The 21,617-nt window shown below is 68.3% G+C and carries 18 protein-coding genes and 2 pseudogenes; 7 read left to right on the top strand and 13 right to left on the bottom strand.

Annotated features, from left to right (window positions below):
• Positions 1-110 precede the first annotated feature (110 nt).
• The 3 genes from GKQ77_RS05325 to GKQ77_RS05315 all read right to left on the bottom strand — a co-directional run bounded on the left by GKQ77_RS05325 (position 111) and on the right by GKQ77_RS05315 (position 1,567).
• Positions 111-275: a hypothetical protein gene (locus tag GKQ77_RS05325; RefSeq protein WP_219687538.1), complete on the bottom strand. Its 165-nt coding sequence runs from the start codon at positions 273-275 to the stop codon at positions 111-113.
• Between the two features lie 60 nt (positions 276-335).
• The gene (locus GKQ77_RS05320; RefSeq protein ID WP_219687537.1) at positions 336-695 is read right to left on the bottom strand and encodes a hypothetical protein; all 360 of its coding nucleotides are present in this window, start codon (positions 693-695) and stop codon (positions 336-338) included.
• Positions 696-1,138: 443 nt separating this feature from the next.
• Entirely contained in the window at positions 1,139-1,567 is a 429-nt protein-coding gene (locus tag GKQ77_RS05315; protein WP_372459831.1) for a spore-associated protein A, read from the bottom strand.
• A gap of 786 nt (positions 1,568-2,353) precedes the next feature.
• Between GKQ77_RS05315 and GKQ77_RS05310 the strand changes: the two genes are divergently transcribed.
• Positions 2,354-2,497, top strand: a complete 144-nt coding sequence (locus GKQ77_RS05310) for a cytochrome P450 (protein WP_219687535.1) — start codon at positions 2,354-2,356, stop codon at positions 2,495-2,497.
• A 32-nt stretch (positions 2,498-2,529) separates the two neighbouring features.
• Here GKQ77_RS05310 and GKQ77_RS05305 read toward each other — a convergent pair whose 3' ends face one another.
• Both GKQ77_RS05305 and GKQ77_RS05300 read right to left on the bottom strand, forming a co-directional pair.
• Positions 2,530-3,432: a PaaX family transcriptional regulator C-terminal domain-containing protein gene (locus GKQ77_RS05305; RefSeq protein WP_219687534.1), complete on the bottom strand. Its 903-nt coding sequence runs from the start codon at positions 3,430-3,432 to the stop codon at positions 2,530-2,532.
• Positions 3,429-4,085, bottom strand: coding sequence for a GNAT family N-acetyltransferase (locus GKQ77_RS05300; protein WP_308117558.1), 657 nt, complete (start codon positions 4,083-4,085; stop codon positions 3,429-3,431). Before GKQ77_RS05300 ends, GKQ77_RS05305 begins: the two co-directional genes overlap by 4 nt.
• 119 nt (positions 4,086-4,204) lie before the next feature.
• Here GKQ77_RS05300 and GKQ77_RS05295 point away from each other — a divergent pair, with 119 nt between their 5' ends.
• The 3 genes from GKQ77_RS05295 to GKQ77_RS05285 all read left to right on the top strand — a co-directional run bounded on the left by GKQ77_RS05295 (position 4,205) and on the right by GKQ77_RS05285 (position 8,004).
• The gene (locus GKQ77_RS05295) at positions 4,205-5,479 is read left to right on the top strand and encodes a DUF418 domain-containing protein (RefSeq protein WP_219687533.1); all 1,275 of its coding nucleotides are present in this window, start codon (positions 4,205-4,207) and stop codon (positions 5,477-5,479) included.
• 327 nt (positions 5,480-5,806) lie between these two features.
• A complete protein-coding gene (locus GKQ77_RS05290) occupies positions 5,807-6,955 on the top strand; it encodes a 3-methyl-L-tyrosine peroxygenase-related protein (RefSeq protein ID WP_219687542.1) in 1,149 nt (382 codons plus the stop codon).
• 41 nt (positions 6,956-6,996) lie between these two features.
• On the top strand, positions 6,997-8,004 hold the full coding sequence (locus GKQ77_RS05285) for a clavaminate synthase family protein (protein WP_219687532.1): 1,008 nt from the start codon (positions 6,997-6,999) through the stop codon (positions 8,002-8,004).
• A 119-nt stretch (positions 8,005-8,123) separates the two neighbouring features.
• Here GKQ77_RS05285 and GKQ77_RS05280 read toward each other — a convergent pair whose 3' ends face one another.
• The 5 genes from GKQ77_RS05280 to GKQ77_RS05260 all read right to left on the bottom strand — a co-directional run bounded on the left by GKQ77_RS05280 (position 8,124) and on the right by GKQ77_RS05260 (position 14,568).
• Positions 8,124-9,353 (bottom strand): M20 metallopeptidase family protein, encoded by a 1,230-nt coding sequence (locus GKQ77_RS05280; RefSeq protein WP_219687531.1) that lies wholly within the window; start codon positions 9,351-9,353, stop codon positions 8,124-8,126.
• On the bottom strand, positions 9,350-10,330 hold the full coding sequence (locus GKQ77_RS05275; protein WP_219687530.1) for an ATP-grasp domain-containing protein: 981 nt from the start codon (positions 10,328-10,330) through the stop codon (positions 9,350-9,352). The genes GKQ77_RS05280 and GKQ77_RS05275 overlap by 4 nt, the downstream gene beginning before the upstream one ends.
• Positions 10,331-10,963: 633 nt before the next feature.
• Positions 10,964-12,331, bottom strand: a complete 1,368-nt coding sequence (dctA, locus tag GKQ77_RS05270; RefSeq protein WP_219687529.1) for a C4-dicarboxylate transporter DctA — start codon at positions 12,329-12,331, stop codon at positions 10,964-10,966.
• Positions 12,332-12,515: 184 nt separating this feature from the next.
• Positions 12,516-13,574 (bottom strand): tartrate dehydrogenase, encoded by a 1,059-nt coding sequence (locus GKQ77_RS05265; protein ID WP_219687528.1) that lies wholly within the window; start codon positions 13,572-13,574, stop codon positions 12,516-12,518.
• A 106-nt stretch (positions 13,575-13,680) separates the two neighbouring features.
• Positions 13,681-14,568: a LysR family transcriptional regulator gene (locus GKQ77_RS05260; RefSeq protein WP_219687527.1), complete on the bottom strand. Its 888-nt coding sequence runs from the start codon at positions 14,566-14,568 to the stop codon at positions 13,681-13,683.
• A 271-nt stretch (positions 14,569-14,839) separates the two neighbouring features.
• On the opposite strand from GKQ77_RS05260, the pseudogene GKQ77_RS33190 reads away from it, so the two are divergent.
• Positions 14,840-15,163 (top strand): annotated as a pseudogene (locus GKQ77_RS33190) (Tn3 family transposase); the annotation flags it as partial.
• A gap of 47 nt (positions 15,164-15,210) precedes the next feature.
• Here the strand turns inward: GKQ77_RS33190 and GKQ77_RS05250 are convergent.
• A complete protein-coding gene (locus GKQ77_RS05250) occupies positions 15,211-16,692 on the bottom strand; it encodes an MFS transporter (RefSeq protein ID WP_219687526.1) in 1,482 nt (493 codons plus the stop codon).
• A gap of 687 nt (positions 16,693-17,379) precedes the next feature.
• Here GKQ77_RS05250 and GKQ77_RS05245 point away from each other — a divergent pair.
• Positions 17,380-17,757 carry a hypothetical protein gene (locus GKQ77_RS05245; protein ID WP_219687525.1) on the top strand — a complete coding sequence of 126 codons (378 nt, stop codon included), beginning with the start codon at positions 17,380-17,382 and terminating at the stop codon, positions 17,755-17,757.
• A 399-nt stretch (positions 17,758-18,156) separates the two neighbouring features.
• Here GKQ77_RS05245 and GKQ77_RS05240 read toward each other — a convergent pair whose 3' ends face one another.
• Together GKQ77_RS05240 and GKQ77_RS05235 are read right to left on the bottom strand one after the other, a co-directional pair.
• Positions 18,157-19,206 carry a beta family protein gene (locus tag GKQ77_RS05240; protein WP_219687524.1) on the bottom strand — a complete coding sequence of 350 codons (1,050 nt, stop codon included), beginning with the start codon at positions 19,204-19,206 and terminating at the stop codon, positions 18,157-18,159.
• 295 nt (positions 19,207-19,501) lie between these two features.
• A complete protein-coding gene (locus tag GKQ77_RS05235; protein WP_219687523.1) occupies positions 19,502-20,065 on the bottom strand; it encodes a hypothetical protein in 564 nt (187 codons plus the stop codon).
• 908 nt (positions 20,066-20,973) lie between these two features.
• Here GKQ77_RS05235 and GKQ77_RS05230 point away from each other — a divergent pair.
• A pseudogene (locus tag GKQ77_RS05230) lies at positions 20,974-21,617 on the top strand (hypothetical protein); the annotation flags it as partial.

Raw genomic sequence — 21,617 nt, 5'->3', positions numbered from 1 at the left:
TGGTGGCTCGGTCCAGGCGATGACGGAGCCGTCAGCGAGCAGGTCCTCGTAGTGATGCCCGATCTCGCTGTGCTCGCTCCAAGTGGCTACCACCGCCTCGTCCGCCGCGCTCATTCCGGGCCGCCCCTCACCGCGGTCGCGGTCTCCAGCCACGCGGCGAGCGCAGTCGTGGCGGCCGGGTCGGCCTGAGCGAGGCGGCCGACGAACTCGATGTCGCCGTTGACGGGGGTGCCGGTTCGGGCGAGGGCGGCGAGCAGCGCGGCGCGGGCGCGCATTGGAACAGGCAGTGAGCCGACGGCGGCGGCGCGGGCTGCCGGGTCGGCGTAGTGGCCGGACTACTGGTCGGCGAGGTCGCGGGCGAGCCGGGCGTCGGCCTTCGGGGCGTGGTAGTCGCGGTTCTCATCCAGGCGCTGGCGGGCGGCTTCGTCCCCGGCCTGGCTCGGCACGCTGCAATCGAGCCGGCCGGCCCCGCCCAGCCGGGCGAGTTCTTCGGCGCGGTTGGCTACCCGCTGCCGCTCCTGGCGGCGCTGCTGCTCGGCTTTCTCGCGGCGATGGTCTTCGGCGAGCTTCCTGGACGGCCGCGTCGGCGTCCGGGTCGTACGGGCTGCCGGTCGCGGCGAGCAGCTGCACGAGGCGCTGCCACTCCGCGAGCTCCGCAGCACGGCGGCCGCCGTCGTCGGCCGCGGCTTCGTCACGGCGGTCCAGGTGCGCGTGCAGTTCCGCCTCTTCGAGCGCCGCCACCGCCTCGCTGTGCGTCATGCCCCGCGCGCGGCGCCGCACCGAGGACCGGCCGACCTTCGCATAATCAATCGGCGTGCGCAGGGCGCCGACGCGGATGCGAGCCTCGGGGACACGGCGCGGACGCCACCTGTCAGACGTGTTCATACAGGACTCGCCTTCGGCTCGGATACCTAATTGAGGGCCTGCCCGTGAAGGGGGGTTCGACGGGCTGGTCATACTGAGCCGAAGCTCAGGAGTTGTCACCGGTGACGCCGGATGAACTGGTGGAGAGGACCAGGCGAGGCACGTCGGTTGTCACCGATCAGGCATCCCGCTTGTCACGACCGTCTGTTCGGCAGAGTTTCTGTCACCGGTACCGAGATCCTGAGTTCGCTGTTGCTGGAAGGGAACGAAGCCATCACGGGGCAAGCCTGCCGCAGTTGGTGCCGTACCTGTTGGCTGACTCTCCGCCGATCACGCCGCCCCAGGAGACGCAGTGGCCTCTGGCCGCGAGGTAGACCGGGCCCGCGTAAGAGCGGTAGAGCCCCTCGTCGTCGGCGTACTCCCTCGTGTCGTCCCGCAGGACATACACGTACATGTAGACGGCAGGACCTGGGGTGTTGCGGACAGTCACGGCGCAGTTCTTACCCGTCGTGGAGTTGTAGGTCAGGTAAGTCGTCCCTACCTTCCCGAGGTCGATCTGGTTCACGACCTTGTAGCCGGTGCCGCATGCCTTGTTGTACGCGGCCGTTGCTGCCGGGGCCTTGGCCGGAGCCGCCGCTGCCCCGGTGGCCGTGACCAAGACGCCCCCTGCCGCCAGTGCCACCGCCGCCCCCGCTATGCGGATGTATCCGTTGCGCGCCATGCGTCCCCCTGAAGCTGGTGCCCTGTGCCTCACCTGACGTACCGTCACCTACTGTCCACGGTTCACCCGATGTTGCTCTTGCCTGCAAAGACACACTCGAAGCCGTTGCCAGTTGCACCTCCACGCTCCGCAACCCTGACACCGGTGCACTCCCGCACCAGGGCGCACAGCGGACCCGACTGCCCTGCCGGACGACGGGTGGCCGACTCCTGCAGCCGGAGCCGGGTCCGCTGATCGGCGTACAGGACGCGGCCGGTGGCGGATATGCGCGTACGTGTCGGAGTGCTCGTCGACGGAAAGGCTGATCTTCGAGCACATGCTCTGCTGGCGGCATGGTGCACAACGACTACTCCCCCGACCTCGTACAGACCCAGCGCGACTGGAACCGCACCTACCAGGCCTCGCCCACACCTGCGCCGAGCACAACACCGCCCTGCGACGACGGCTCATCGGCCTCTCCCGCCGCCTCGTCCGGGCCGACCTGCGCCGACGCATTCAGGAACCGTGATGACACGCCGTTCCTGGGACATCACCGGCCGCCAGCGCTTGGTCCTGGCCTGCGTCCGCGACCGCATCCTCGAGACAGTTGCGGCAGGAAGACAGTTCCGACCGCCCCGAGGTGCTGGCGGCGGTGCGCGAGTACCCGGCCTAGCTGTCGTCGGCCGTCGAAGAGTTCCTGCCGGTTCGACGGTCCGGCACGGATGGGCGTGTGGTGCTTCGCCGCGCAGGACATCGAGGCGGGCAGCTCATCCGGCCGGGAGCCTGGCAATGGTGTCACTCGCAGCGGCCAACAGGGACCCGGCCAGGTTCACGGACGCCGACCGGCTCGATCTGGAGCGCGTCGGCATCGACGGACACGTGGCCTTGGGCGCGGTCGTCACCGCTGCACCCGAGCCGCTCTGGCCCGGCTGAAGACGGAGGTCGCGGTGAGCATGCCCCTCGTATCACTGTCTGTCGGGCGCGGTGATGGCGTCGCTGTAGAGGCGGAACAGGCGAGGCAGTGATGTGGGGGCGTGCTGAGCCGTGGGGAGGGCGCCGAGAGCGGTCCAACATTCCTGGGTGAGTCGCCGGGCGCGACTGCCGGGCCAGGGCCGGGGCAGCAGTTCCGGAGGCAGTAGCGGGTCGGGGGTCATGGCTCGGCTGAACTCCGCGGCCAGTTCCACGGCCAGGGTGAGCCGCTCGACTCCGGACAGGTCTGTTCCGCGAGCCAGACGGTCGGCGCAGGTCGCGGCGGAGGCGGCGAGGCGTTCGTACCGAGCGGCGATCTCCCCCAACGGCCAGATGCGGGCCGCGAGTTGGCGGGAGTCGGTGATGTCCCCGATGCGCAGGTCGGTACTGGTGAGGAAGGTGACGGAGTCGAGTACGCCGAGATGGCGGGCCTGAGCCTCGACCAGATCGGCGATGGGGTTGGCGGCCACGTACAGGCCGCCCTGGACGGGTGTCGCGCCCAGGTGCAGCAGGCTTTCTCGCAGGGCGTCGCGGTCGGTGCGGCGTGCTTCGGGGATGGCGAAGGCGAACAGGTGCCACGTGCCGTCCCAGGGTGCGAGCCCGCGGTCCTGCCGGTAGGCGTAGCGGACATGGTCGGTATCGGGTGCGACGGCGCCGGTCGCGGCATCGGGCACTGCCCGCAGGACGGCCTTGCGCCCTCGCCCTTCCTGGCTGAACCGGCCCTCGGTGACGAGGCGTTTGACGCACAGCCGGACCTGTTGGTCGGTCATGCCGAGGAGTCCGGCGACGGCGTAGAGCTCACCGGCGTCGACAGTCCCGTCCTCACGGACCAGGGCGTGCACGAGCAACCGCGTGGGGATCTCGGGACGCCGCTCCTGGTTCGGCCGCGCGTGATTCATCGGGGGCTTCCTCCGCGCAGGTCGTCGGGGGTGACGGCACGGTGCATGGTGGTGACGGCACCGAATCCCATCAACGTTCTGAGAAACGGGGTCTGTCGGGTGCGCACGGCGCTGAAGCCGTGGCGTTCGTAGAGGGCCTTGGCGCGCGGGTTGACGTCGATGACGTCGAGCCGGATGCGGGAACAGGCGTTCTCGGCGCCCACCGCGGCGATCTCGCGCAACAGCAGGGCTCCGATGCCGGTGCCGCGGTGCGCCGCCGATACGCAGATGCCGTCCATCACGAGTTCGCCCGCGGCGGGTTTCCGGGTGAACAGGGCGAGCAGCGCAAGCCGGGGCAGCCCTCGCAGCGGGCCGTATCCGGACAGCACGTCGCGTGCCGAGCCGCCGTTCAGGGCGCGGCCCGCGAGGTCATAGCCCGCGACGCCGACGACGCGGCCCCCACCGTCGAGCGCGGTGATGCCGCGGTCGTGGTGCAGATGAGAGGCGAGAAAGGCCCGCCCCTTCCCGGGAGGGCCGAGCGCACTGCCGAGCTTGCGTCCGAACGCCTCCCAGTACAAGGCGGCCACCTGCTGTTCGGCTCCTTCGGGGATCCCTCGATACAGGCGGGGGGCGCCCCTGTCGCCCCGGTCCGCCGTCTTCTGCGGTGCGTCCACGGTCCTCCCTCTCCCGGCGTGAGCCGTCGTGCGAGCTTCGCCGTTCACCTCTACGGTCAATCATAGTACGCTCGTATGCGAAACGACCGTTTGAGTTTCGATAGATTCTGGGGAGTGACGTGACCGTCCGACCGCGTAACAAGAACGATGAGAGCCCCCCACACCCCCTCCCCACGCCAGGGGAGCAGCGGCAGAGCGGTGGCGCCCGGCTGGCCCAGGTAGACGCACTGCGCGGCTTCGCGCTGCTCGGCATCCTGATGGTCAACATCACCTACATGGCGTCCGCCTATCACGGCTTGGGCCTGGAGGACCCGGGTCTCGGCGGCCCTGTGAGTGAGGCCGTCCGTTGGTTGGTGGCGGTCTTCTTCGAGGCGAAGTTCTTCCTGCTGTTCTCGTTCCTGTTCGGCTACAGCTTCACGCTGCAGATCAGCTCCGCCGAGCGGCGCGGCGCCCGGTTCACGCCACGTTTCCTCAGGCGCCTGACCGGACTGTTCGTGATCGGCGTCGTGCACGCCGTCGTCCTCTTCCCCGGCGACATCCTCACCTTGTACGCCGTCCTGGGGCTGGTCCTGCTCGCGCTGCGCCGCATCCGGCCCCGTACCGCGGTACGGATCGCGGTGGCACTCCTTGCGGTGACCGCCGCCGTGTACGTGCTCCTCGCACTCGCCGTCGGCCAGGCGGGCGGAGGCGGCACGATCCCTCAGTCCACGGCGTCCGCCGCGGCCCAGGCGACCGAGGCCCTGCGCGGCGGACCGGCATCGGTCATCGGCGCCCACCTCCGCGAACTGCCGGACGTGGCCTTCCTTTTGCTCTTCTTCCAGGCACCCTCCGCGCTCGCCGCCTTCCTGCTGGGCCTGGCGGCCGGACACCGGCGAGCCCTCGCGGACACCGACCGGCACCAGCGGCTCCTGCGGCGGCTCCAGTGGGTCGGCTTCACGGTCGGGCTGTCGGGCGGCATCGTGTACGCGGACGCGAGCCTGAACCATCCCGAGTCCGCCTACCAGCTCTTCGCCATGGGTCTCGACGTGATCACCGCTCCCCTGCTGGCCGCCGCCTACGCGGCGACCGTGCTCCGCCTCACCCACGGCCGCCGCGGCCAGGCCGTGGTCAACGCACTCGCACCGGCGGGCCGCATGTCGCTGACCAACTACCTCGGCCAGTCCCTGGTCTGCGCCCTGCTGTTCACCGGCTTCGGGGCCGCACTGGTCGGCCGCGTCCCACCCATCGGAGTCGCGGCGATCGCCTTGACCCTGTTCACGGCAGAGACAGTGGCCAGCCGATGGTGGCTGCGGCACCACGTCTACGGCCCGCTGGAGTGGCTACTGCGCGCCTGGACCACGCAGTCGATACCAGCGTGGCGCTCGCAGTCCGGAACCCGATCACCCCAGCCATAGCTCACGGGAGCCGTGACCGGACAAGACCCCCCTCATCGAGATCGAGCTGACCGCCCCTCGGATACAACCACGCTGCACGAACCCCCTCCGTTGACGGCCGCACGCCACACGAGTGCGGCGACGTCGGCTGTCGGCGAGGAAGGGGCGCCGTCCGCCGGGGCGGGGCGCCGCCGAGCGCTCCCGTCCGGGCGCAGCAGACCACATCGTGCCCCAGTGGCTCAGACTTCTCCGCCTCGCCGAGCAAGGCCGGTCATCGGCAGGTCGCCGGTGATCTGGGTGGCCAAATCCAGTGCCCACACCGGCGTGATCGCGTCATCAGGGTTTCGGATGGAGTGCGTATGGCGAAGTTGTTCGACTATGCGCTCATCACCGGTTGCCGGTCCTCCCGCTGTCGCTGTCTTCCGTGAGCCCCGAGGCGGGCGCCCTGCCCCGGCGCTGGGCCCGCGCGTCGCTGCCGAGGCGAAACGGACCGTACGCGTTCTGGCCGACGTGGCGACCCACGCCAGACCCGTTGAGCGCTCCCTCGCGCTGCGGCAAGCCGCCGCGACGGCAGGCAGTTTGGCCGCGGCACTGTCGGAGTCGGCGGAAGCCGTGGCCGGCGAGGACATACCGGCCCAGTCGATCAGTCAGTCCTACTTCCGGGTCCGTGAGGAAGAGCTGTCGGATCAACAGGCCGCCCTGCACGGTGTCCTGGTCATCCAGCGCGCTCTGGAAGACCTGGGTGATGCTCCTCTGGGCGGCGGCGACCTGGCACTGGAGACCGCCGGAATGCAGCAGGCCGTGGTCGACCTCACCGGCACGGCACCGGGCACCGGCCCTGACTTCGACCCGCCCATCACCGTCCCCGCAACTGGGACGGTGGCGGCGTTGGAAGACGTGTGGAGCGCTCGGTGGCTCATCGGGCACCAGGTCCACGTCCTGTTCAACGTCTGCGCCGCAGTGGCCGTGGCCGATGCCGCCGACAATCTGCGGCGCGGCAACCGTGACACCGTGCTACGGCGGCTCGCTGACGCGACGGTGTACGTGCGCGCATTCCCCGCGGCCATGACCCACGCCAGTACGATCCCGGCTGATTACTACCGGGCAGCGATACGCCAGACCATGGCGCCCCCGTCGGTGGACAACCCCCTGAGCGGGCGCCAGCATCGTGGATACAAGCTGTTCCGGGCGGCGATGAAGGACCTGCTGACTGTCGTTCCGGACTCCTTCGAGAGCTTGGCGGCACATGCCCCGGAGCTGGCCGAGGCACGAGGCGCTCTGCTGGAAGCCGACATCATCGACGGTGAACGGCACGTCACCCTCGCCTACTCGATGGTGCATCTGGACCGTTCCATCGCTCAAAGGCCCGACGGCCCCGACAACGCCGTCGCCGAACTACGGCTCATGCGCCATCGCCGCGCCGCCCAGTACGCCTCCCTGATCCGATACGGGGACCACTACGTCGCCGATGCCGTGGCCGGCCTGCGCCACTCGTGAGCTCGCGCGCCCCTAGCCCCCATACCCGGCAGGAGACTTCGATGGCCGATACGACGCCCGACACCATCCAGAGCACCGGCGTAGCAGGCCGGGAACTTGATCCGGCCGATACCGCCGCGTGCGAGCGGATCGCCCGTGCGCTGTGCATCGAGGGACACGACGAGGTCGACAGTCCCGAGTGGGTGACACGGGCCCGGGACGCCTGGGAGGAGCTGCCGCTGCCCCTGCGCCGTCAGGTTCGCCGGTTTCGCAGGCATTCCGGCCCGAACGGAACCCTGGTGATCGGCGGCCTGCCCGTCGACCGGGCAGCCCTGCCCCCGACCCCGACCGTGCCCGACTCGGTCCAGCGCCGGGCCACCGTTTCGGCCGCGGTGCTCACCATGGTGGCTTGTGGGCTCGGCGAGCCTCTCGCCTACCTGGCGGAGAAGGCCGGTGCCCTCGTGCAGGACGTTGTGCCCGTGCCCGGACAGGAGACCTTTCACGGCAACGCCGGGTCTGTGCCGCTGTCCTTCCATTCCGAGAACGGATTCCACCCCCACCCGCCTGACTACGTGGTCTTTCTGTGCCTGCGCGCCGACCACGACCACATCGCCGGCATGCGTGTGGCGGGCATCCGTCAGGCGTTGGCGCTCCTGACCCCCGCCAGCCGTCAAGCCCTGTTCACACCACAGTTCGCCACCACTCCCCCACCCTCCTTCGGCTCTGGCGCCGACGCGAGCAAGCCGGATGTCGAGCCGCGGCCGGTGCTTTCCGGAGCCGTGGAGGATCCCGACATACGCATGGCCCAACTCGTCACCACTCCGCTCAACGCCCTGGCCGCTGAAGCGCTCAGTGAATTCGGCCGCGCCTGCGAGGCGACCTCCCACACGCTGCGCCTGACGCCCGGTGACCTGGTCATCATCGACAACCGCGTCACCGTCCACGGCCGCACCGCCTTCCAGCCCCGCTACGACGGAGCTGACCGCTGGTTGCAGCGCACCTACGTCGTCACAGACCTACGGCGCTCCCGCGACCACCGCCCCCACGACGGTCACGTCCTCACCCGCTGACCAGCTGACCGCTGTGTGTCAGGAAATGCGACCCGCACGGCGGCACTCGGAACCTGCTCCTCTCAGAACGGGCGCTGCCGCTCACAGTTGCCCCACTCCTCGCTGCCAAGAGACGGGGGTCAGCTTCCCAGGAATTCCTGGGCCACCGTCGCATACAGGGCGGTCCCGATCGCCATGGCTTCTTCGTCGTAGACGACGCGGCTGGAATGGTTGTCCGGGGTCTGTTCTGGGTCGCGTCCCGCCGGGCGGGCGCCTAGAAAGGCCATGGCTCCAGGGACGTGCTGAAGTACGTACGAGAAGTCCTCCGCCCCCATGACCGGTTCGGGCATGTGGTGGACGCGGGCCGGGCCGATCAACGCGCCGGCCACGTCAGTGACGAAGGCGGCGAAGTCCGCGTCGTTGACGACCGGCGGGTAGCTCTCGATCAGGTTCGTCTCAACGGTGGCTCCGTGGGCTGAGGCGACGCCTCGGGCGACGCGTTCGATGCCCTCGCGGACCGCCGTACGTGTGTGAGGGGACAGAGTGCGGAACGTGCCCGAGATCTCCGCGGTGTCGGGAATGATGTTGGTCGTGGTGCCGGCCGTGATCCGGGCCACGGTGACCACGGCCGGGTCGAAGACACTGACGGTGCGGGTGACCATCGTCTGCAGGGCCTGGACGATCTCGCAGGCGACCGGGATCGGATCGAGTGCCCGGTGCGGCGTGGAGGCGTGGCCGCTGCGCCCACGCACCGTGAGGTGCATCAGGTCGGCAGCGGCGAAGAGGGGGCCGGGGCGCAGGTGGACGGTTCCGGTGTCGTGGCGTGTGGTGATGTGCAGGGCGAAGGCCGCGTCCACGGTCGCTCCGTCCGGGAGGGTGAGCACCCCTTCGTCGATCATGTGCTGTGCGCCGCCGCCCGCTTCCTCGGCGGGCTGGAACATGAACACCACCCTGCCGGCCAGTCCCGCGCGACGGTCGGCCAGCAGTCGGGCCGCGCCGATGAGCATGGCCGTGTGGGTGTCGTGACCGCAGGCGTGCATGACGCCAGGGATCTCGGAGGCGAAGTCGACGCCGCTGTCGTCCTGCTGCGGAAGAGCGTCCATGTCCGCGCGCAGAAGGATCGTGCGTCCGGGGCGGCCGCTGTCGAGGGTGGCGACGACCGAGCTGAGGCGCTTGCCGCGGGACACCGTCAGGTCGAGGCCGTCGAGGGCGTTCAGAACGGTCTGCTGGGTGCGCGGAAGGTGTCTGCCCAGTTCCGGGGCGCGGTGGATGGCCCGGCGCACCGCGATCACATCGGGCAGGAGCCGTTGCGCATCTGCGAGCACGCTGCCCGGCTCATTGTCCGGCGCCTGCGGGGGTGAGGTGTTCACCGGGGGCCCTCCACGGAGCGGAGCAGGTCTTCGATGATGTCGGGGCTTCGGTCGGGAAGGCCTAGGGCGAGGCGTTCGTCGAGGCCGCCGGGGTTGACCACGTTGAACTCGAAGACGTACGGGTAGGCGAGGTCGATCCCGGAGAAGCGGATGCCGTGGCGCAGCAGTTGCTTCCCGATGTGTTCGCACAGGCGCCGTTCGTCGGTGCTCAGCGAGGTGTCGGAGCAGTGGGCTCGGTGGGCGGTGTTGCCCCGGTGCTCGTCGGGTGCGAGCCGGTGGGCCTGTTGGGCCACGGGCTTGCCGGCGGCGAGGATGACGCGCTTCTCCTCACGGTGCGGTACGTACTCCTGTAGGAGGCAGTAGCGGTCGCGGAACCCCATCAGGCCGCCCTTGGTGAGCAGTTGGGTGACCGCCGCGTTTCCTGTCATGGATTGCAGCAGCACCCGGTTGTTGCTCGATCCGGGTTCGAGCAGATAGACGTCGGCGCCCGCGTCGGCGTCCGGGGGCTTGGCCAGCCACGTGGCCTCGGGGTCCGACTGGTACGCCGTCCAGAGTTCGTCGAAGGAGTTGGAGACCAGGGTGCGTGGCAGGTGTTCGGGCGGCACCACCGCGGACAGGTTGGTCTTGCTGCCGAGCATCAGGGTTCCGGTCACGTCGTTGACGAACCGCACGTGCTGGTTCAGCCGCCACAGCAGCTGCCATGCCTCTGTCTCCACGGAAGGCTGCGGGTAGTTGAGCACCCAGACGACGTCGACGTCCTCGAAACCGCGCCGCTCGGGCACGCCCGGATACGGTTCGTAAGCCTTGAGAGGACCATCCACCCTGCCGGCGACCACCAGGACCTCCTCCCCCGCCCCGGACAAGCGGTTGACCGAGCCGATCCACACCTCGTGCCCGCCCGCCACGAGGGAGTTGGCATACAGGGCATGGCAGCTGTCGAGTTCGGCGAGAGTGCCGATCAGCAAGGCCACACGCACGCGAGCACACTCCTCAGTCAACGAAGGACAGAACGCCGCAGAGAAGGAAGCTCCCCCGCCCGGCGGTAAATCACTCGGGCATCACACTCTCGATTCGCCGCGGGCCGTGCGGCACAGCCTTTCGTCCTATGGTCAGACCTCCGCGACACCGGCGTTCAGCGGCCGGGGAACGCTTGCCGCTCGCGTCACTGCGCTCGGGACCGGCACTGGCTCGCCTCCGAGTGCGCTGCGGACGAAGGCCGGGGCCGGCCGCCGTTGGACGATCGACCCCGATCCGGTGCATGAATCAGGGGTTGAGGCGACTGGCATCGGAAACCTCCGGCGATCCGCCAGATGCAACAGATGCAACAGATGCAACAGAAAATGGAATCAGCGTTTCCACTTCCGTCCGAACAGCGACTCGGGCGTCGGGTCCAAGATGAACCACGGTTGCCGAGTCACACGGACCCTCGCGGGTGTGGTTGAGGGCTGCTTGCGCGGTCGGCGGGAGGGCGAGCAGGTCCGGAGGCCGCACTCCAGGACTACGACGAGATGGACGTCGTACGCTCGACGCCGATCGAGCAGCAGGGCGGCGGGCCGGACATCTGGCGATGGCCTTGGCGCGACGAGGGTCCGGGAGGTCGGGGCTGGTGATCAGGTTTTCGTCGGCAGTTGTGCCGATGGGCCGACTGCTGTCTGTTCCTGTGCGGGCCGGGGCTGGGGTTTCCCGGTGTGCAGCACCCTGTTGACGTGGGCGATGTCGAGGGCGTTCTCCCAGCGGGCGACGACGAGGGTGGCGACCGCGTTGCCGGCGAGGTTGGTCAGGGCGCGGCATTCGGACATGAACTTGTCGATGCCGAAGATGAGCATGATGCCGGCGGCGGGAATGGTGCCGACGGTGGAGAGCGTGGCGGCCAGGGCGATGAACCCGGCGCCGGTGATGCCACCGGATCCCTTGGAGGTGAGGATCATGACGGCCAGCAGGCCGAGCTGCTGGCCGATGCTCAGAGGAGTGTCGGTGGCCTGGGCGATGTAGACGGCGGCCAGGGAGAGGTAGATGGAGCTGCCGTCGAGGTTGAAGGAGTAGCCGGTGGGGACGGTCAGGCCGACGATGTCGCGACGGATGCCGAGCCCTGCGAGTTTCTGCATCAGCCGGGGCAGGGCGCTCTCGGAGGACGAGGTGCCCAGGACAAGGACGAACTCCTCGCGCAGGTAGCGCAACAGCCGGAAGATGCTGATCCTGAGCGCGGCGGTCACCGCGCCGAGAACGACGATCACGAAGAACGCCGAGGTGCCGTAGAAGAGCCCGATGAGCCGGCCGAGGCTGCCCAGGGTGGAGAAGCCGTACTTGCCGATGGTGAAGGCCATCGCGCCGAAGGCGCCCACGGGCGCGGCCAGCATGACGTAGTGCAGGATCTTGAAGATGACGGCGCTCAGGCGCTGGATGCCGTCGACGAGAGGCCCGCCGACGGGGCCGACGGCCTTCAGGGCGATGCCGAAGAGGACCGAGAAGAAGAGGACCTGAAGGATGTTGCCCTCGGCGAAGGCGCCGACGGCGCTGGTGGGCACGAGGTCGGTCAGGAAGTGCCACCAGGACTGGCCTTCGCCGTCTTTGACGTACTGGCCGGCCTCCCCTGCCAGCTGGAGGTCGCCGGGGTGGGCGTGGACACCGGCTCCGGGCTGGAAGACGTTGACCGCGACGAGGCCGATGAGCAGGGCGGCGAGGGTGCCGGCCTGGAAGTACAGCAGGGACTTCAGACCGACCCGGCCCACCCGGCCCAGGCTGTCGACACCGCCGATGCCGGCCACGATGGTCACGAAAACGATCGGCGTGATCAGCATCTTGATCGCGGCGACGAAGGTGGTCCCGACGGGTTCCATCGCGGTACCGACCGAGGGCCACAGCCAGCCGGTGAGGACACCGGTGACGATGGCGGTCAGGACCCAGAAGTACAGCTGCCGGTACCAAGGCTTCCGGGCCGCTTCGACCTGGGATGGTGCGGGGACTGCGGATGCTGCCATGGCGTTTCTCCTCGTTGAGAGAACGGGGGGCGCAACCGGGACGCGGAGCGAACCTCATGGACGCGGAGCGGACCTCGTGGACGGGGCGGGCCGGTGGGCGAGCGCGGCTCGGGAGTGAAAGGCGCGCGAGCGCCTGGAGGAGTGCGGGCGGCGTCGTCCGTACCGCCGCCAAGAGGGCGCAGGCTCAGAGGAGTTCGAGGAGCTTGTCGGTGAACTCGACCGTGGAAGCGGTGCCGCCCAGATCCCGGGTGCGTACGTCGGTCTTGGCCAGGACCGCGGCGATCGCATCGGTGATGTCCTTGGCCGCTTCCGGGTGGCCGAGGTGGTCGAGCATCATGGCGGCCGACCAGATCGCGCCCAGCGGGTTAGCGATGCCCTGGCCCGCGATGTCGGGGGCGGAGCCGTGAACCGGCTCGAACATCGAGGGGAACTCCCGCTCGGGGTTGAGGTTGGCCGCCGGGGCGACACCAATGGACCCGGCCACCGCGGCGGCGAGGTCACTGAGGATGTCGCCGAAAAGGTTGGAGGCGACCACGACATCGAAGCGGGCCGGTTCGAGGACGAACTTGGCCGCGAGCGCGTCAATGTGCTCCTGCTCCCAGCTGACCTGCGGGAACGAGGCGGCCCGCTCGGCGACGAGTTCATCCCAGAACGGCATGGTGTGCACGATTCCGTTCGACTTGGTGGCCGAGGTCAGCCGGCCCTCGCGCCGCTCCGCGAGCTTGAAGGCGTAGTCCAGCAGGCGCGTGACACCGACCCGGGTGAACACGGCCTCCTGTACGGCCATCTCGTCCGGGAATCCCCGGTTGAGCCGCCCGCCGGCCTCGCTGTACTCGCCTTCCACGTTCTCCCGGACGACGACGAAGTCGACCTCGCCGGCCCGCGCGCCGCGCACCGGGCTGTCGATGCCCTCGAAGACCCGGATGGGCCGCAGGTTGACGTACTGGCGGAAGCCGCGGCGGATCGGGATCAGCAGTCCCCACAGCGAGATGTGGTCGGGCACCCCGGGGTGGCCCACCGCGCCCAGCAGGATGGCGTCCTTGTCGCGGAGCTGGGCGAGGCCGTCGTCGGGCATCATGGCGCCCTCGCGCCGGAACCGCTCGCACGACCAGTCGTCGTAGGACGTATAGGAGAGGGTGAAGTCGTGCCGGCGGCCAAGAATGTCGAGTACCTGCCGCGCGGGGGGCAGCACTTCGGCGCCGATGCCGTCACCGGGGATGAGGGCGATGCGGTGGTTCGTCATGCCTTCGATTCCAGCAACGCGCCCCGCCTGACGTCCAAGACCGAAACCGGATCTCCCTTATAGCGGCCGCCTATCAGTCAGTGGCCCACCTGTCGGTCAGGGCCGCCTATCCGTGAGTGCCGGTGGGGACGGCCATCCTCCAGAACGCGGCGGCCGCCGGGGACAGGACGCCCCGGCGGCTGACCAGTGCGACATGCAGCGCGGTCGCGGGTTCGATGTCCAGCACGTCGGCGCCCGTCCGCCGGGCTATCTCCCGCCAGGAATCCGTCACGACCGCGAGCCCGACCCCGGCCAGCACCAGAGGCAGCAACGCGACCCGGTGCTCCGTCTCCGCCGCCACACTGAAGTCGATGCCCTGGTCACGCAGGGAGTCGACGTACGCCCGCATCCCTGTCCCGGGCTGTCCCACGATCAGCCGCTGACCCGCCAGTTCCTCGCACGCCACCGCGGCCCGGCCGGCGAAGGGCCCGCCCGGCGCTGCCACCAGCACGAACCGCTGCTGCCCCAGCACCTGCGCGCGGACCTCCGTATCCGGAACACTCCCGGCCGAGGCCAGCAGGCCGAGTTCCGCAGCCCCTGTCCGCACCGCGCCGACGACATCCCGTGCCGTGAAGACGGCCTTGACCGCCACCGTCACGCCCGGATGGCGCCGGGTGAAGGAACGGATCAACGAGGTCAGGGGCTCGACGGCCTGGGACGGCATCGACGCCACATCAAGGCGCCCCTCCCGCAGTTCGTGCACGGACGCCACGCTCGCCCGGGCGACCTCCAGGCTCCGCACCGCCGCACGGGCCGGTTCGATCAACGCCCGGCCTGCCTCCGTCAGCACCGCACGGCGCCCGATCCGATGGAACAGCTCCGTACCCAGATCACGCTCCAGCGCACGAACAGCCTGCGACAACGACGGCTGCGACACATACAGCGCCGAAGCGGCCCGGTTGAAACCCCCGCGGTCGACGACGGCCAGAAAGTACTCCAACTGCCGGATATCCATGACCTCGATCTTCACTGGCCCGGGAAGTGCCCTCCACTGCGGGGCCTAGCGTGCCGCATCAGCACGCCGCCCGGCATGGGCGACGCCGAACTCCACTGCCCGACCAGGCCCGAAAGATCGGCAAATGACGAGCTGGAGACGTATGAGGTGGCGCGGATCCGGGAGAAGCCGGCCGAGGTCCACCGTCTGATAACGGCGGACCGTGACGAGCCAACGCGACGGGGGCGAGAAGAACGAACTCCAGGTCATCGCCAAGAGTCCCGGTTGAGACCGCCCGACCTGCCACGGCGGCCGAGGTCAGACCCACCAGGCGTGCCGTGAAAGCCGCGAAGACCAGCTCGCCGCTCTCGGCCTGGTCCTCAATGCCCTCGTGCTCTGGACGACGAAGTACCTCGACGCCGCTGTCGCGCAACTGGAGGCCGAGGGTCACGAGATCCGAGACGAAGGCATCGCCCGCGTGTCCCCGCTCAAGCACCGCAACCTCAACCCCCTGGACTGCTCCTTGTCCAACCTCACTGCCAGCGGCCCCGGCCAAGGTCTGCGCCGCTTCTGTAACCCTGACGAGGCCGAAGACAGCGAGGAGGAGGAAGGCTGAGGGCGTCCAGGTCCCGGGCGACGTCACGTCGGGGACCTGGGGTTGGCTCAGTCGGCTTGGTGGTCGGCCTGCTTGGGCAGGCAGAACATGAGCACCCACATCAGGGCCAGGAGGCCGCCGACCCACCACAGCACGGTGACGAACGCGTCGCGGTTGGCCGCGCCGTCGGGAGAGCCGCCGGTGATGGCGAAGGACACCATGGCGGTCAGCGCGGTGCCCAGCGCGATGCCCAGGTGAATGGCGGTGTTGAAGAGGCCCGAGGCCGAGCCGGCGTCCTCGTGCGGGACCCTGGCCAGCGACAGATCGGCGAGCGGGCCGGAGACCATGCCCAGGCCGAAGCCGATCAGCACCACCGGAGCGGTCATTGCCAGCAGCGTCAGGCCGGCCTGGTGGCTGCCGATCTGGAGCCCGTAGGAGGCCATCGCGGCGGTCGCGATGAGAACTCCGACCTGCGGCAGACGGCGGGCGAAACGCCCGGCGGTCTTCGCCGCGATGGTCGCGCCGCCCAGTTCTCCCACAGAGAGCAGCACGAAGGCCACGGCCGCATCAAGCGGGCTCAGGCCCAGTCCGCGCTGCAGGTACAGCGTCCAGGTCATGAAGAACAGGCCGCACAGCAGGCCGTGCAGCAAGTCTGCTGCCATGCCTCCGGAGAACTGCCTGACCCGGAAGAGAGACAGGGTCACTAGCGGGGCGTTGCCCTGCCTGCCCCGCTGGTGGCGCAGGAAGACACCAAGGACAAGGACACCGGCGGCGAGCATGACGAAGCACCACAGCGACCATCGGTGGGTGTGGCCCTCGGTGAGCGGGAAGAGCATCAGGACGATGGCCAGACCGGACAGCAGCATGCCGGCCAGGTCGAGCCGGTCGGCCTTGCGGACGGTCGATTCGGGGATGAACTTGCGTCCCAGGATGAGTACGGCCAGCCCGACGGGCACGTTGACCAGGAAGATCGGCCGCCAGGACAGCCCGAACAGGTCGGCCTGGGTGAGTACGCCGCCCAGGACCGGGCCCAGGACGTTGGCGATGGCCATGACGGCCCCGTACAGGCCGAACGCCTTGCTGCGGTTCTGGCCTTCGAAGGTGACGTGCATGGTCGCCAGGACCTGAGGGATCATCACGGCCACGCCGACGCCCTGGAGCAGACGGGCGCCGATCAGCACGCCCGGGCCGGTGGCCAGACCGCACAGCAGCGAGGCGACGGTGAACACGACGGTGCCGATGAGCAGGATTCTGCGTCGGCCGTAGATGTCACCGAGCCGTCCGCCGGTGATCAGCCCGACGGCGACGGGCAGGGAATAGGCGGTGGTCAGCCACTGCACCGCGACCGGTCCGGCTCCGGTCGAGTCCTGGATCGCGGGCAGGGCGGTCAGGACGACCGACTGGTCGAGCATGTTCATCAGCTCGGCGGTCAGCAGCACCAGGAGGGCGATCCAGGCCCCCATGGCCATCTTCGACGGCCCAGGAGAGGAATGGGTCGGGGTGTGGGTGGTGATGTGCTCTGGCTCGTTGCCGAGCGCGGAGGAAGACAAAACGGGAACTCCTGATCCAAAGGAATCGGGGAGCCCTGCCGACAGCCGCACCGGGGCCGGTAAAACACGAAACCCGGGGCAGACGGCAGAGCTGCACCCGGGAAGAAGACTGCGGGGATGGGTGACGCGGCTCAGGCCAGCGCAACGTCCGCCCCCGGACACGTGCGACACAACAGCACGCGGGGAACACGGACGACTACATGGCCTGGTTAATAAGACGTCACCCCAAGATCGACACAGAAGGAACAGGAAGTCCGGTCACTGCCACCGGAACCATGGCGCAGGAACTCGAACACACTACAGCACCCCCACGCCACGCCGCACAGCAGAACGGACCCGCCCCCTCCTCCCGTCGGCCGGGAGCCGTACGGGGCGGCCGCCGGGGGCCTCGACGGGGCCGTGGGCGCGCGTTGAGGTGACCGGCTTCAAACATGAACTGTCGCCGGAGCTCACCGGGCGTCTCGCGGGTGCCTCGGCCTCGTTCGACCGGACGGCGTTCGAGCGGCTCGCGGGCGCCGGTATCGGCGACCTGGAGCTGAAGGCCCGTATCGGCTGGATCGCCCGTGCCCTCACGGCGACGATGCCGACGTCCCCGAGGAAGCCGACCCGGTATTCCGTGGTGCCCTCGACAGCGGGGGTGTTACGGGATGGGCTTCCATACCCGTCAACGCCTACGTCACCTCGGCGATGCTGGACCGGCCCGACGTCGCGCTGCCGCTGCCGGCCGCGCTCACTTCCCGCTACACCGCCGAGTTCGCCATCCGCCCGTTCGTCGAAGCCCCCTACGAGGTCACGATGGACCAGCTCAGGGCGTGGACCAGCGACCCGGACGAACACGTTCGGCGGCTCGTCTCGAAGGGCACGCGCCCGCGGCTGCCCTGGGCATCGCGGATCTCGCGATTCGTCTCCGACCCCGCTCCCTCACTGGCACTCCTGGAGCCTCGCGTCAACGACGAGTCCCTTTACGTGCGCCGTTCCGTGGCGAACCACCTCAACGACATCAACAAGGACCAGCCCGCCCTCGTCCTCGTCATCACACGCCGATGGTTGCGCGTCAGCACGTAGGGCGATTTGGTCGTACGTCACGGCCTGCGGACGCTCATCAAGCGAGGACACCCGGGGGCTCTCGCGGTTCTCGGATTCGACTCCAGGCATTGAACTCAGCTTCGACGCCACGGTCCTCCTCGAGGTCGAAAACGGCGAGCCGAGATCAGCCGGGGTCGTATCACTGGGGCCGATCGCTGTCCTTGCGGTCACGGATGGCTTGGACGATCGAAACGGCCCCTGGGCATCGGCGACCTGGTGGGTTTCCCGACGGTCAGGCGACGCCTCGTAGCCGAACCAGCTCCACGGCGTCTTCACCCAAAGGGCTTCACGGACGAGTGACGGGAAGCTCCGTTCAGAGAACGCGCCGGCGTCCCGTCCGCCCGCTTGTCAGGTCGAGCTCAGCAGTTCCCACAGGCCCTAAGGACGCCCAGTAGTGATGAGCTGAGACGTCACAACAGCCAGGTGGTGCGACGTCGCCCATGCTCGCCATTCGGTACCCCCACCAGCCTTCTGCCGCTTTCGTTGAGCGCAATCCTCAAGGCGAGCATCGCCCCACGAAGTGGCAGCTCCAGTGACAGGCCAGTAGGGCGAGTTGACGAGATCCTCGCTGAGGCAGAAGAAGTCGTCATTGCCCTGCCGGACTCGCGGGTAGACGAAAACCTGCCACTCCACCGCCGTGGTGTAGCGCATGTTGGGGTCTGGGGTTCCTCGGCTCTTGGGCAGGATGCGGGGGTAGGTCACACCGAAGTCCCCGAAGTCAGGCTGCGGCCCCGACCAGTTCTCTACGACCTTCTCCCAGAGTCGCGCATCTTGTCGGGTGACGGGTGTCGCTCGCCCTCGCGGGAAACCTGTCAGGTTGACGGGGAACGCACCAGCTGCCACACACAGGCGCCTCCAAGGCCAGCACGAAAGACTCCTCAGGGTGTCTCGGGTCGCTTCAGCCAGGACTTCTCTTGTCCGGTCCGAGTGCACCGGCCCGGCATCAACCAGCAAGTCGACCTGTTCTGGAGCCAGCCGTACCACTCGGAGCAGATCTCCAATCTGCTCTCCGGTGGGTATCGACTCGCGGAGGTCAGCGGCCGAGGATATTCGCAGGCATGCTCCGTTCCGGTGGGCGGCAGCCACGCGTGCAACCTCGGCCAGCACCTCATCGGTGTCGGAGCACCGGAAGACGGGGGACATCGCAACTCCACGGAGCCCGAGGGACTCACCGACTCGGGCTATGGGCCCGCCGACATCCCCTTTGAGGACGCGATCGGGTGGCAGGGCACCGCAGTCGACTGTGAGGACCATGCCGTCAGGCACATTCTCCATCGCGTGTTCACAGAAGGTCTCCAGCAGGTCCCGGAGCTCTAGGTCCGGCACGATCTCCATCACCGGGCGGAGCTGAGCCTGCACCTCCGCCGAGGCATGTCCCAGTGCCAGGAACTCGCCCGCCTTGCCCTTCAGAATAGGAACGTAGGCCACCGGTCCCCCAAGCGCTTCCCACACTCAGCCAGTTGTCGCGCTAGCCGCTCTTGACAGGGTGGCTGGGACAAACCGCGGCAGGTAGAGCGCTGTTCGAGCCAAAGGCTCGAAGTTGAGGGTCGAACGAGGAGTTCAGGCTTCACGGACCAAACAGCTCTCCGTGGGGGCCTCTACCCCGCGTAGCCACAAGGGTGACGTTCTCGTAGATCAGAGGATAGATCGGTGGTGCGTGAGGCGCGTCCGCCAGAGAATCTGCATGCCCCACCCGTGTCGAACGCGGTGCGTTCCCTGGTCGTCATTTCGCCGAGCCCTTGTGGTGGCGCAGGAGCCGCTCGGCATCTTCCGCCAAGTAGATCGCGCTAAGCCTCTTGGGGTTCAGCATGGCTATCTGCGTTGTGCCGGAGCCGTACCACCCCGGTCCTCCGAACGCCGCGATGAGGCCATGTTCCTTCCATTGCTCAACGCGGCTCCGGTCGTCATCATCCACCGAGTAGGGCGCCGACGTAATCACCGTCGGCAGCCCGTCCTTGAGCCAGTAGACAGCGTGATCAAGCCAGTGGTCGTCGCTGAGAGTGCCGGTACCGTACTTCCCACATGCATCGGGTTCACACTGCCTACTGGCGTTGCGCAAAAGCCACTTCGGGCAGCAGCCACTCTCGCTGCTACGGAGCCCGTGGTCTTCCGCCCAATCGACGATGACTCGTTGCGACAGGTGCGCATGCGCTACAGCCCTCTCGTACTCCTCGCCACTGAGCCCGCTTCGCCGTCGATCCGGGGTCGCGAGCCCGTACGGCCACAGGATCTGGCCGTTCTTCCTCTTGAAAATCCTTGCCGCTCGAAGGTCAAAGTCGCGGTTCAACGCCGCCTCCTGATCCTGAGACTGGCCAACAGGCTGAGTCGCCCCGTTGCAGGCTACGGGGTCGATGGCGCTCGAATCGTGGCTCAGTCAAGATTCGAGGCCGACGACACGCTACGGGCGTCGATGTTCTTTCGGCCGACAGTGCGGAAGTGGGGGATACCCACTCCCGAGTCACTACATGGCTCAGGGCCAGGACCTCAATCGTCACTGCCCTTCACTGTTCAGTCCGTGAGAGATCACGCAGTGCGCGGAGTGCGAATGTACGGCTCTTGAGGCCATGAGAGCGCTTCCCTCCAAGCAGCCCTCAGAGAGGATCTGGAGGAAGAACCTGCCGCTCTGGCCGGCGCCGCCTGAACCACCGTGGGGGAATACAGGACGATGGTGGCAACCACGGGATGAACACGGCATGCTCGCCTTCGAGTTGGGGCGGTTGACGGATCATGACTGGGAGGTGGTTGCCATGATCTGTTTAGTGACGCCCGCGCCCCCTCTTGGAGATCTTCCAGCTAGAGACCTGACCCGCATCGCACGTCGGGTCCTTAAGCGGTCTCCTGAGCCGTCTTGGGAGTCGAGCTCGAGATGCGGCTGCCACACCGGCGCCACATCGCTCCCGATCGCCGGGCGTGTGCCCCCGGATGCACCTCCGCAGCCTTGACGCCCCGATATCGGAGCCTGGGTAACGCTCGCAAGTTGGACCGGGTTTGTCAGTGGTGTCCGACGCTGACGTTGCCGCCTACCTGCGTACCGCGGACGTCGGTATCGAGGTCTATGGCGCAGCGAAGGATGGATGCGGCTTCAAGCCGTCGGGATCACCATGCAAAGCAGTGGTTTGAAGATCGACGTCGTGCCGGTGCTCTACACCTGCGAACCGGAATAGGGGGTACCTCGTCACCGCTGACGGCATCAAAGTGCTCACGTCGGTCACGCTGCGCCTGCAGTTCATCAAGTCGCGAAAGGACACGGCTGGCGACGGGTACCGGGCGTTGATCCGGCTGCTGAAGGCGTGGATCCGCGAGAGCAAGGAGGTCGACTCGGAGCTGCGTTATAAGTCGTTTCTGATCGAGCTCCTGGTGGCCCACCTGTGGGACGTCTGCTGGAATGGAGAGCCCTTCCAAGTTGATGACTACCCGGCAGCGATCGAGCAGGTCCTCTCCTACATAGTCCGCACCGGCCTGAGAACGCCGATCGTCTTCAGCGACTACTACAAGGCTGACGCGGTGGATGCCACGGCGGAACCGATCCAGGTCTGGGACCCGGTGAACGCGGAGAACAATGTCGCGCGCGGATACTCCGAGCACCATCGCCAGCGGCTGGTGAACCACGCCAGGGTCGCCCTCGACACCATCTCCACGGCCGCCTACACACTCGTCCGGGCCCGGGAAGCCCGCGAGACATCCCTCGGCAGATGGCCTGCCCTCGCCATGGGCCTGCTCCGTGTCCTCGCCGATGGCGCCCCCATCGACGTCGAGCTCGACGGACATCCCTGCCGGCTGTGGCTGCTCTTTGCCGGCAACAGCCGCTACCACCCGCCCGGCTTCGCCCCCTCCTACCG

This window comes from Streptomyces anatolicus (assembly GCF_019400875.1).
Taxonomy (GTDB): domain Bacteria; phylum Actinomycetota; class Actinomycetes; order Streptomycetales; family Streptomycetaceae; genus Streptomyces; species Streptomyces anatolicus.
The sequence above is the reverse complement of the archived record's forward strand: the minus strand, read 5'-3'. Positions and strand labels throughout refer to the sequence as shown.

Coding starts and splice junctions, on each gene's coding strand:
- GKQ77_RS05260 (WP_219687527.1), bottom strand. CDS start 14,568: ATGGATATCCGGCAGTTGGAGTACTTTCTGGCCGTCGTCGACCGCGGG.
- dctA (WP_219687529.1), bottom strand. CDS start 12,331: ATGGCAGCATCCGCAGTCCCCGCACCATCCCAGGTCGAAGCGGCCCGG.
- GKQ77_RS05290 (WP_219687542.1), top strand. CDS start 5,807: ATGGAGTGCGTATGGCGAAGTTGTTCGACTATGCGCTCATCACCGGTT.
- GKQ77_RS05265 (WP_219687528.1), bottom strand. CDS start 13,574: ATGACGAACCACCGCATCGCCCTCATCCCCGGTGACGGCATCGGCGCC.
- GKQ77_RS05305 (WP_219687534.1), bottom strand. CDS start 3,432: ATGAATCACGCGCGGCCGAACCAGGAGCGGCGTCCCGAGATCCCCACG.
- GKQ77_RS05285 (WP_219687532.1), top strand. CDS start 6,997: ATGGCCGATACGACGCCCGACACCATCCAGAGCACCGGCGTAGCAGGC.
- GKQ77_RS05325 (WP_219687538.1), bottom strand. CDS start 275: ATGCGCGCCCGCGCCGCGCTGCTCGCCGCCCTCGCCCGAACCGGCACC.
- GKQ77_RS05310 (WP_219687535.1), top strand. CDS start 2,354: ATGGTGTCACTCGCAGCGGCCAACAGGGACCCGGCCAGGTTCACGGAC.
- GKQ77_RS05245 (WP_219687525.1), top strand. CDS start 17,380: ATGCTGGACCGGCCCGACGTCGCGCTGCCGCTGCCGGCCGCGCTCACT.